Origin of the sequence: Marinomonas sp. MED121 (assembly GCF_000153025.1) — a bacterium.
In the GTDB taxonomy this organism is placed as follows: domain Bacteria; phylum Pseudomonadota; class Gammaproteobacteria; order Pseudomonadales; family Marinomonadaceae; genus Marinomonas.
In genome coordinates this window covers 1-10,631 of sequence record NZ_AANE01000038.1, presented here as the reverse complement: position 1 = coordinate 10,631, position 10,631 = coordinate 1, and the positions used below count along the sequence as shown (strand labels likewise).

Annotated in this window: 9 protein-coding genes and 2 rRNA genes; 9 read left to right on the top strand and 2 right to left on the bottom strand. The window is 42.6% G+C overall.

The features are described 5' to 3' along the window. Positions 1-137: 137 nt before the first annotated feature. The 4 genes from MED121_RS00060 to MED121_RS00040 all read left to right on the top strand — a co-directional run bounded on the left by MED121_RS00060 (position 138) and on the right by MED121_RS00040 (position 5,603). Positions 138-3,027 (top strand): 23S ribosomal RNA (locus MED121_RS00060). A gap of 189 nt (positions 3,028-3,216) precedes the next feature. Next, positions 3,217-3,331, top strand: a 5S ribosomal RNA gene (gene rrf / locus MED121_RS00055). A gap of 265 nt (positions 3,332-3,596) precedes the next feature. Next, positions 3,597-4,711 (top strand): IS3 family transposase gene (locus MED121_RS00045; protein WP_085987748.1). Its coding sequence is split into 2 segments (ribosomal slippage): positions 3,597-3,849 and positions 3,849-4,711, totalling 1,116 coding nucleotides; the frame shifts between segments, so codons are not numbered across the junction. 445 nt (positions 4,712-5,156) lie between these two features. Beyond that, complete coding sequence (locus MED121_RS00040) at positions 5,157-5,603, top strand: GNAT family N-acetyltransferase (protein ID WP_009831518.1); 447 nt, start codon at positions 5,157-5,159, stop codon at positions 5,601-5,603. A 30-nt stretch (positions 5,604-5,633) separates the two neighbouring features. Here MED121_RS00040 and MED121_RS00035 read toward each other — a convergent pair whose 3' ends face one another. Then, entirely contained in the window at positions 5,634-5,885 is a 252-nt protein-coding gene (locus MED121_RS00035) for an RNA-binding protein (protein ID WP_009831517.1), read from the bottom strand. Between the two features lie 271 nt (positions 5,886-6,156). Between MED121_RS00035 and MED121_RS23485 the strand changes: the two genes are divergently transcribed. After that, complete coding sequence (locus MED121_RS23485) at positions 6,157-7,761, top strand: methyl-accepting chemotaxis protein (protein ID WP_009831516.1); 1,605 nt, start codon at positions 6,157-6,159, stop codon at positions 7,759-7,761. 40 nt (positions 7,762-7,801) lie between these two features. Here the strand turns inward: MED121_RS23485 and MED121_RS00025 are convergent, their stop codons facing one another. Next, positions 7,802-8,776 (bottom strand): LysR substrate-binding domain-containing protein, encoded by a 975-nt coding sequence (locus tag MED121_RS00025; protein ID WP_009831515.1) that lies wholly within the window; start codon positions 8,774-8,776, stop codon positions 7,802-7,804. Positions 8,777-8,893: 117 nt separating this feature from the next. Here MED121_RS00025 and MED121_RS00020 point away from each other — a divergent pair, with 117 nt between their 5' ends. From MED121_RS00020 to MED121_RS00005, 4 genes are all read left to right on the top strand, one after another. Then, positions 8,894-9,124 (top strand): DUF1127 domain-containing protein, encoded by a 231-nt coding sequence (locus MED121_RS00020; RefSeq protein WP_009831514.1) that lies wholly within the window; start codon positions 8,894-8,896, stop codon positions 9,122-9,124. Between the two features lie 208 nt (positions 9,125-9,332). Continuing rightward, positions 9,333-9,686 (top strand): TfoX/Sxy family protein, encoded by a 354-nt coding sequence (locus MED121_RS00015; protein WP_009831513.1) that lies wholly within the window; start codon positions 9,333-9,335, stop codon positions 9,684-9,686. A gap of 157 nt (positions 9,687-9,843) precedes the next feature. After that, positions 9,844-10,263, top strand: a complete 420-nt coding sequence (locus MED121_RS00010; protein ID WP_009831512.1) for a ketosteroid isomerase-related protein — start codon at positions 9,844-9,846, stop codon at positions 10,261-10,263. Continuing rightward, the coding region (locus MED121_RS00005; RefSeq protein ID WP_131470963.1) for a GNAT family N-acetyltransferase at positions 10,244-10,631 on the top strand (388 nt) is incomplete at its 3' end. The genes MED121_RS00010 and MED121_RS00005, both read left to right, overlap by 20 nt.

The window sequence follows — 10,631 nt, the reverse complement described above, 5'->3', positions numbered from 1 at the left end:
TGATCTTATTTTTGTGTTTCAAGACGATAATCAAGCGTCAAACCGGTGGAAACACTCTTTAACCTAGAGTGATTTTCAAATCGTAAATCCAGCGAGACACAAAAGCTCGTTGGTATATAGACCCTTTTGGGTTATATGGTCAAGTGACCAAGCGTGCACGGTGGATGCCTTGGCAGTCAGAGGCGATGAAGGACGTGGTAATCTGCGAAAAGCTCGGGGGAGTTGATAAACAAGCGTTAATCCCGAGATGTCCGAATGGGGAAACCCACCCGCTTGCGGGTATCGTATGGTGAATACATAGCCATACGAGGCGAACCCGGGGAACTGAAACATCTAAGTACCCGGAGGAAAAGAAATCAACCGAGATTCCCTAAGTAGCGGCGAGCGAACGGGGATTAGCCCTTAAGTTAGATTGGTGTTAGTAGAAGGCTCTGGAAAGTGCCGCCGTAGAGAGTGAAAGCCTCGTATACGAAAATGCCCTTTTAATGAAAACGAGTAGGACGGGACACGTGGTATCCTGTCTGAATATGGGGGGACCATCCTCCAAGGCTAAATACTCCTGACTGACCGATAGTGAACCAGTACCGTGAGGGAAAGGCGAAAAGAACCCCTGTGAGGGGAGTGAAATAGATCCTGAAACCGTGTACGTACAAGCAGTGGGAGCGGACTTGTTCCGTGACTGCGTACCTTTTGTATAATGGGTCAACGACTTATTTTCAGTAGCAAGGTTAATCGAATAGAGGAGCCGTAGGGAAACCGAGTCTTAATAGGGCGTATAGTTGCTGGGAATAGACCCGAAACCGGGCGATCTATCCATGGGCAGGTTGAAGGTTGGGTAACACTAACTGGAGGACCGAACCCACGTATGTTGAAAAATGCGGGGATGACTTGTGGATAGGAGTGAAAGGCTAATCAAGCTCGGAGATAGCTGGTTCTCCTCGAAAGCTATTTAGGTAGCGCCTCGTATCTCACCATTGGGGGTAGAGCACTGTTTGGGCTAGGGGGTCATCCCGACTTACCAACCCCATGCAAACTCCGAATACCAATGAGTGCAATTACGGGAGACACACGGCGGGTGCTAACGTCCGTCGTGGAAAGGGAAACAACCCAGACCGTCAGCTAAGGTCCCAAAGTTACAGTTAAGTGGGAAACGATGTGGGAAGGCTTAGACAGCTAGGAGGTTGGCTTAGAAGCAGCCATCCTTTAAAGAAAGCGTAATAGCTCACTAGTCGAGTCGGCCTGCGCGGAAGATATAACGGGGCTAAACTGTACACCGAAGCTACGGATGCTTAGTTTACTAGGCATGGTAGAGGAGCGTTCTGTAAGCCGTTGAAGGTCAAGCTGTAAGGCAGGCTGGAGGTATCAGAAGTGCGAATGTTGACATGAGTAACGATAAGGGGAGTGAAAAACTCCCCCGCCGGAAGACCAAGGTTTCCTGTCCCATGTTAATCAGGGCAGGGTGAGTCGGCCCCTAAGGCGAGGCAGAAATGCGTAGTCGATGGGAAACAGGTTAATATTCCTGTACTTGCATATATTGCGATGGAGAGACGGAGAAGGCTAGGCCAGCACAGCGATGGTTGTCTGTGTTTAAGGCGGTAGGCTGGTGACTTAGGTAAATCCGGGTTGCCTTTAAGGCCGAGAACTGATGACGAGCCCTCTTTTGGGTGAAGTGGTTGATGCCATGCTTCCAGGAAAAACTTCTAAGCTTCAGATATATGGGAACCGTACCCCAAACCGACACAGGTGGTCAGGTAGAGAATACCAAGGCGCTTGAGAGAACTCTGGTGAAGGAACTAGGCAAAATGGTACCGTAACTTCGGGAGAAGGTACGCCGATTTTGGTGATGGCACTTGCTGCTTAAGCTGAGATTGGTCGAAGATACCAGGTGGCTGCGACTGTTTATTAAAAACACAGCACTCTGCAAACACGAAAGTGGACGTATAGGGTGTGACGCCTGCCCGGTGCTTGAAGGTTAATTGATGGGGTTAGCTTAGGCGAAGCTCTTGATCGAAGCCCAAGTAAACGGCGGCCGTAACTATAACGGTCCTAAGGTAGCGAAATTCCTTGTCGGGTAAGTTCCGACCTGCACGAATGGCGTAACGATGGCCACACTGTCTCCACCAGAGACTCAGTGAAATTGAAATCGCAGTGAAGATGCTGTGTATCCGCGGCTAGACGGAAAGACCCCGTGAACCTTTACTATAGCTTCACAGTGAACTTTGAGCCTACTTGTGTAGGATAGGTGGGAAGGCTTTGAAACCCGGACGCTAGTTCGGGTGGAGCCACTCTTGAAATACCACCCTGGTATGTTTGAGGTTCTAACTCAGGTCCCTAATCGGGATCGAGGACACTGTGTGGTGGGTAGTTTGACTGGGGCGGTCTCCTCCCAAAGAGTAACGGAGGAGCACGAAGGTGTGCTCAGCATGGTCGGAAATCATGCGAAGAGTGTAAAGGCAAAAGCGCGCTTAACTGCGAGACAGACACGTCGAGCAGGTACGAAAGTAGGTCTTAGTGATCCGGTGGTTCTGTATGGAAGGGCCATCGCTCAACGGATAAAAGGTACTCCGGGGATAACAGGCTGATACCGCCCAAGAGTTCACATCGACGGCGGTGTTTGGCACCTCGATGTCGGCTCATCACATCCTGGGGCTGAAGCCGGTCCCAAGGGTATGGCTGTTCGCCATTTAAAGTGGTACGCGAGCTGGGTTTAGAACGTCGTGAGACAGTTCGGTCCCTATCTGCCGTGGACGTTTGAGATTTGAGAGGAGCTGCTCCTAGTACGAGAGGACCGGAGTGGACGAACCTCTGGTGTTCCGGTTGTCACGCCAGTGGCATTGCCGGGTAGCTACGTTCGGACGGGATAACCGCTGAAAGCATCTAAGCGGGAAGCCTCCCTCAAGATGAGATCTCACTGGAACTTTAAGTTCCCTAAAGAGCCGTTGAAGACTACGACGTTGATAGGCAGGGTGTGTAAGTGCTGTGAGGCATTGAGCTAACCTGTACTAATTGCTCGTGAGGCTTGACCATATAACGCCAAAATGGTTTAGCGTTATATTACGATTTAGAATGATGGTAAGACATCGCAAGCTGGTTTGAGGCTTGGTTATCGTTAACTTCTCTAATAAAGAGAAGACTATTCAAAAAGTATTGTTAAAGCATAAGCAAATTCGTCAATGAATAAGCCACAAACAGAGCTTGTTCTGACAAACAGAATTTCTTGATAATCATAGAGTCATTGAACCACCTGATCCCATCCCGAACTCAGCAGTGAAAAGTGGCATCGCCGATGGTAGTGTGGGAGTTCCCATGTGAGAGTAGGTCGTTATCAAGATTGAATTATAAAAAAACCAGCTCAATGAGCTGGTTTTTTTTTCGTCTAGAGAAAAGTGCGAGATAATTTTAAAGGCAAAGTGCAAAAGCCGAACTCAGAAGTGGCTCTCTATTAGCCACGCTACGCATAACAGGTAATCCCCCCGAAAAATAATAGAGGTCAGTCGTAGAGTTTTCTAATAAGCTAATTACTAGGGTAATCCCCCCGAAAAATAATAGAGGTCAGTCGTAGAGTTTTCTAATAAGCTAATTACTAGGAGATCACGATGAAAAATAAAACCTATTCAGACAGTCAAATCATGGGCATCTTAAACCAAGCCGAGGCAGGAGTGCCCGTGGCGGAGCTGTGTCGCGAGCATGGCATTGGTAATTCGACCTTTTATAAGTGGCGAGCCAAGTACGGTGGTATGGATGCCTCTTTAATCACTCGAATGAAAGAACTCGAAGAAGAAAACCGTCGTCTTAAAAAGATGTATGCCGAAGAAAAACTCAAGGCAGAGATCATACAGGAAGCCATGGCAAAAAAGTGGTGAAGGCCGCTGACCGCAAGCCGATGGCCAAACAGGCTGTGGTGACTTATCACCTCAGTATTGCATCTGCCTGTCGGACGTTTAAGATCAGCGAGACCTGCTACCGTTATCAGCCTAAACTTAATGATGAGAATCAGTTGATTGTTGAGCAATTAATCGGGCTGACTCAAAATCAGCGTAACTGGGGCTTTGGGCTATGTTTTCTCTACTTCAGAAATGTCTGTGGTTATCCATGGAACCATAAGCGTGTTTACCGTATTTATCGTGAGCTACAGCTCAACATGCGCATCAAACCTCATAAACGCTTAGTCCGTGAAAAGCCTGAACCCTTAGCGGTGCCAGAACAAATCAATGAATGTTGGTCAATGGATTTTATGCATGATCAACTCTCAGATGGTCGACGTTGCCGTTTGTTTAACGTGATTGATGACTTTAATCGAGAAGGGTTAACGATTGATGCGGACCTATCCTTACCAGCAGAACGTGTTATACGCGCACTCAATCAGATTATTGAGTGGCGAGGTAAACCTAAAGCGATACGGTGTGATAATGGCCCTGAGTATATCAGTGAGAAGCTGGCAAGTTGGGCACAAGAAAACAGCATTGAGCTCAGTTTTATCCAACCTGGCAAACCACAGCAAAACGCTTATATAGAGCGATTTAACCGTACAGTGAGATATGATTGGCTGAGTCATTACTTGTACGAAGATATTAAAGCGCTTCAAGATAAAGCAACGCACTGGTTATGGACTTACAATAACGAGCGACCTAACATGGGCATTGGTGGCATTACACCGATACAAAAAAGGCGTTTAACGCAAACTTTAAAGTCTACACCTGAACTCCATTAAAAATGGGGGGATTACCGGATCAAAGGGGTCGTTATCAAGATGACTTCAACCACTAAGCCTTATCTATACCCATGATTAGAATTTCTTGATAACCACAGAGTCATTGATGATCCCATCCCGCTTCCTACCCCAACCTAAGAAGTAAAAAGAGACATCGCCAATGGCAGTGTGGGAGTTCCTCTTTGTATACTCCAACATCTCCTTGTTGGCATTAAAGATCATAAATACTTTATGCCTAATACAGCCAGTTATCAAGATGACTTCAACGACTAAAGCTTATTTATACTCATGATTAGAATTCCTTGATAATCACACAGTCGTTGATGATCCGGTAATCCCCTCATTTTTAATGGAGTTCAGGCTTAGACTTCAAAGTTTGCATTAGTCTAGACTTTCGCCTTTGAAGGTTTCAATATGGATAGATATTTTTATAGGCAGGTTTTCTGTGCAAATAAGCAAAGTTACATGGCAAGACCTTGAAGAGGTTGAGGAGATGGTTCGTTCTGTCTCAGAGCAAGATGTATTACCGCTCTTTAATGAGCTAGGCAAATCTGAATACCTGAGTCGGGTGTTGCCTGATATTAAGAAAACCTTTGATGAATCGTGCTTTTACAGTGTGAAGCTGGTATCCGATCAGAGAGCTATAGGCTTTGCTGCTTTGCGAGATGGTAATTACCTAACTCACTTGTTTGTTGCCAAAGAGGTACAAGGGCAAGGTGCAGGTCGGCTCTTATTGGATCATGTATTGACTCAAACGTTAGAAAAAGAAATTAGCTTACGCTCCTCTGTAAACGCTAAAGCTTTTTATTTGGCTTATGGATTTGAAGTGACGGGAGTTGAGTCTGAGTTTAACGGGATTCGTTTTGTGCCTATGGGATTAATAAGAGGCTAGATAAGACGTATGTCTAACCTCTTAATAAACTTAGTCTGCTGTTTTATCTTCAGCTTTTTTAACTCTAAGTTTGCAGCCGTCAATTTCTTTGCCATTAAGTTTTTTAATCGCTAGTTTTGCATCGCCGATTTTTGGCATTTCAACGAAGCCAAAGCCTTTTGATTCACCTGTTTCTTTATCTAGTACCAGTGTACAAGATTGTAGTGTGCCAAACTCTTCAAATAAGGTGCGTAGTTCTTCTTCGCTGGTATTACGAGCGATATTACGAATAAGTAGTTTCATAGATAACCATTTTTGCAGGTGGGATTAATTTTGCCCCTATTCTAGCAGCTAACCTTTTGAAGCAGTATTAACTTATGATTTTTCAGGTCGGGAAAGGCCTAAATAAATCTGATTTTACATTTATTGAATATGACCTATGTGAAACCTTCAAACCTATCGAGTGTAATAAACTATAAGCAGAGATAATAGAAAACTTTGATCTATCTCAATTTTAAGTTGCTGCAATGTTCTATTATTGCTGTTGATATTACATGGATGATAGGTAGCTAATATGACACTTAGACAAAGATTTTACATATTCATTGGGTTGATTGTTGTTACTTTTTCAACATTATTAATCATTGAAAATAGCTTAGCTAATGCTCACCATAAAAGCTGGCAAGCACTACAAGATTCGGCGCTTGCTAGGCAGTCTTTATTATTAAAAATGTCACGTGATTCTGGTTATGGATCGCTAATACATAGTTTTAAAAATTATGTGTTACGTGGTACGCCAAAATACGTAGGTCAAGTTGAAAATGCCTATGCGAGTGTTGTGGAGACGGCTGCGAATTATCGTGCGCTAATCGGCCTAAACGACGCCGAGAGAACGGCATTAAATGACATTGAATCAACCTTAAAAAAGTACCTGGATGCAACTTACCAAGTTCAGACGCTGAAGCAGCAAGGTCTAGATATACAGCAGCTTGATAAGGCTGTGAAAATATCTGATGCGCCTGCGATTAAAGGGTTCGCTACGTTAGAAACTGAGTATCAGCAAAGAGTTCAGGAGTTAACCGCTGAGTTTGAACAAAGTACTCAAAATAGCTCCTTGTATAGCTTTATTATCTTAGTTGTGGCATTGCTGATTATCTTGGTACTCGTGTTCTGGCTAAACCTATTTGTTAATAGCAGGCTTAAAACACTTTTCTCTGCGATTCATAATTTATCTGAAGGCGACGCTGATCTGACTAAACGAATTGAAATTAATAAGGACGATGAGTTTGGTAATCTAGCTGATGAAATTAATAAATTTATGGATAATATGTCGACCCTGATTGCAGACATTCGCAAACTTTCTTTAAACCTTGAGACAGGTTTAGAGCAAATAAACTGTAATGCGCAAGATAATGCTGTTCGGACTAATCAGCAAAAAGACGAGACTGAACTATTAGCGACTGCCGTTGAGGAGATGTCTAGTACCGCCCATGAAGTTGCTGCGAATACAGCGGATGCTGTAACGGCGGTTGACCATGCTAAAGTTGAGTTTGATTGTGGCTCTAAAGCCTTATCTGAAGCATCCAGTGGGATGGGACATTTGGCGGTTGAAGTTCGAAATGGCATGACAGTGATTACAGATTTAAAGACTCAATCTGATCGTATTGGTGAGATTGTGAGTGTGATAGGTGAAATCGCCGATCAAACAAATTTATTAGCATTGAATGCTGCGATTGAGGCTGCTCGAGCAGGTGAACAAGGCCGAGGCTTCGCCGTTGTAGCGGATGAAGTTAGAACATTGGCTGGACGAACACAGCATAGTACTGAAGAAATTCGCTCTATGATTGAATCATTACAAACTGGGACAGAATCCGCAGTAAAAGTGATGGGATCAAGTGAGACGATGAGTAAAGGTGCTGTTAAGCTGGTTGAGAACGCTGAAAATGCATTAATCGAAATTTCTCGTGAGATGCAGACTATCTCTGATTTGAATATGCAAATTGCCGCAGCTTCAGAACAGCAGTCTAAGGTGACTGATGAGATTAGTGCCAATATTCAACGTATTTTTGTCTTGTCTGATGAGACCTCAAAAGCGGTATCTGATAATCGCAATGCTATTTCAAATCTAGAAAATCAGAGTGATGATTTAACGAGTATGGTATCGCGATTCAACGTATAGGATGTAAGAAAAGAGAGTGGCTTATTGGCGACTCTCTTTTTTAGTCTTCTAGGTTACTGATATGGTTAAAATCCACTTCGTATAACCCCTTAGTCTCTTTTTGATATTGCTTCCAGCTTGCCTGTATTTCTTTTACTTCACCTTTTAGCCAATGTTTAAACTTAAGCATTTTCTCGTATTTAAAATGGGGGGCTGGTGCGACGAGATAAAAGTTATATCGAGACTTCATGTGTAAAGGTAGAGGGCTTATTAACTGACCTTTCTGTATTAACTCGTAGACCAAGCTATATCTCATCATGCTAATGCCCTGGCAGGAAAGGAGTGCTTCAATAAGCACGGTTGAATCTGAAACCTGTAAACGTGAGGGTGTAAGCGGCTCTTCAGTACCAATAATTTGATGGAATAAAGGCCAAACCGCTTTCATATCTGGTCCATTGTCAGCAATGATAGGGAGCTTAGCCAGCTGGGGAGGAATCGGTTTCTTCATATCGATCAAAGAGGGGTGGCAAATGGGGATTAACTCTTCTTCAAACAAAAGTTCTGACTTAAGCCCTTCGTATTGTCCCTGCCCAAATCGAATCGATAAATCTAGTTCTTGGTTTTGAAAACTTGCGATAGCGAGACTAGGGCTTAGTTGGATGTCTATATTTTGTTCTTGGGCTTGAAATCTACCGAGTCGTGATACTAACCAGCGGCTTGCAAAAGAAGGCAGGGTACTAATGACTAGCTTGTTTGGGTTAGGGTCTTCGATAATTTCCTTTACGCCTTGCTCCAGTAAGTCGAATGCCTGACTTACATAAGTGAACAGGTATTCTCCTTCACTTGTTAAGACAACTTGACGTGTGTGTCTTTCAAATAGTTCCAATTCTAAAGATTGCTCTAATGTTTTTATCTGCTGGCTAACTGCTGCTTGGGTGACATTAAGCTGCTCTGCTGCTGTTTTAAAGCTTAACGATTGTGCTGCATATCGAAAAGCATGAAGAGACTTTAAAGGAGGTAATCGATTTTTTTTCATTAGTGTTTATTTATAGTTAAGTTTTTCTTAATTGTAGGCTTAACTTTCTCGTTTGTCAGTGTTTGTTTTTTAATCGATTATAAAGTCATAGCAAAACACATTAGAGAGGAAAATGTTATGTCTTTACTCTACACAAAGCAAAATCATGTCTGTCTTAAGCAAGTTCAAGCAATAAAACTAAACGCGTTAGAAAAAATTATTAATCACTTTTCTTTAAGCATTAAACGTATTCAGCATAATCGTCGTACACGTCAGCATTTAATGACTTTAAATGAGTATCAGCTTAAAGATATTGGCATTACTAAAGCAGAAGCTTATGAGGAGCTAAAAAAGCCACTGTGGAAATGATTTTTAAGACTCTTTGTCTCGCATCCCGACCTTGTTCAAATTTGAACCACAATGGCGTTAGTATGGCGCCATTGCTTTTTGTTACCTAAAACTATTGGCTATCTGATCATTTTTTGCGCATATTTTAAAGTAGGACAGGAAGTTACATCCATGGAGTGCAGTTTTACTGAAACTAAAATTAAGTTTATTTAGTAAAGGAAGATGCAAAATGAAATATGAAACAGCGTTAGTTGAACGTATTAGGTCCCTACTTGATTCTGATTTCGAAATGCAAGAAAAGGAAATGTTTGGCGGTTATTGCTTTTTACTTAATCGGCATATGTGTATAGGCGTTATTGGCAACAGTCTCCTAACTCGCATAGGCCCAGATCACTATTCAAAATCCCTCGCTCAAAATTATGTTAAGCAGTTTGATTACGCAGGTCGTCCTATGGCGGATGTTGTGTGTGTTGAGGCTGAGCTTATTGAAACCAATGAAGAGTTAGAAAGCTGGCTAGAAAAAGGGCTAAGTTTTGTGAAGAGCTTACCTGAGAAAGGCGCTCCCTCAGAGAAGGTCGCTTAATTATCTGCTATTAAAAAGTTGAAGCGCCTACTTATTATTTTCGGATTTTAAGTTTGTTTGTTCATCTGCGAAGAAAATCTATCTGGTTGCGGCATGTCATGTTCTAAATATTAAACAATATGTTTTACTCAATAGATCATGAGCCAGAGTGTTTAATATGAGTAGTAAGACAGCCGAATCAATCATCCGCGCTTATTATCAGGCGCTGAATGATAAGGATATGATTTCATTCTTTGACCTTTTGTCAGATGATGTTGTGCACGATGTTAACGAAGGTGTGCAAGAACAAGGAAAGACGGCATTTCGATTTTTTATGAATCGTGTCAATCGTAATTATGATGAGCAGATTTCTGATCTTGCTATTATGTTCGATAAATCATGTAATAAGGCAGCGGCCGAATTTATAGTAGAAGGGCATTATCTTGAGAGTGAATTCTCTTTACCCGAAGCCCATGGACAATACTATAAGATAAAAGGCGGCACCTTCTTTGAGTTACAAGACAATCTTATTGTTAGAGTAACCAGTTATTACAATTTGGCCGAGTGGGTGAAACAAGTTGAGCAAACAGATTACTGATTATTTGTGTGTTACTGGTCCTGCTATGCAAGCTTACTTGCCAGATATGGCAAGACTTAGGTTGAAAGTGTTTTATGATTACCCTTATTTGTATGAAGGGGAAATAGAGTATGAGGCTGACTACCTACAAGCATATTTATCTAAACCTGACAGCTTTTTTGTATTGGCATTAGACAATGGTGTCGTTGTTGGTGCAGCAAGCTGTTTGCCTTTGAGTCATGCTAAAACTGAATTTCAACAGCCATTTCTAAAAGCAGGTTGGGATTTAAGTAAAGGCTTTTATTTTGCTGAGTCTGTGCTTTTACCTGAGTATCGTGGACAAGGTGCGGGTTCTATTTTCTTCCGTTTACGAGAAGAAATTGCACTGC

Bases quoted from the DNA above. Each gene is read 5' to 3' on its own strand.
- MED121_RS00035 (WP_009831517.1), bottom strand. From the start codon at position 5,885: ATGAAACTACTTATTCGTAATATCGCTCGTAATACCAGCGAAGAAGAA.
- MED121_RS23485 (WP_009831516.1), top strand. From the start codon at position 6,157: ATGACACTTAGACAAAGATTTTACATATTCATTGGGTTGATTGTTGTT.
- MED121_RS00025 (WP_009831515.1), bottom strand. From the start codon at position 8,776: ATGAAAAAAAATCGATTACCTCCTTTAAAGTCTCTTCATGCTTTTCGA.
- MED121_RS00020 (WP_009831514.1), top strand. From the start codon at position 8,894: ATGTCTTTACTCTACACAAAGCAAAATCATGTCTGTCTTAAGCAAGTT.
- MED121_RS00015 (WP_009831513.1), top strand. From the start codon at position 9,333: ATGAAATATGAAACAGCGTTAGTTGAACGTATTAGGTCCCTACTTGAT.
- MED121_RS00010 (WP_009831512.1), top strand. From the start codon at position 9,844: ATGAGTAGTAAGACAGCCGAATCAATCATCCGCGCTTATTATCAGGCG.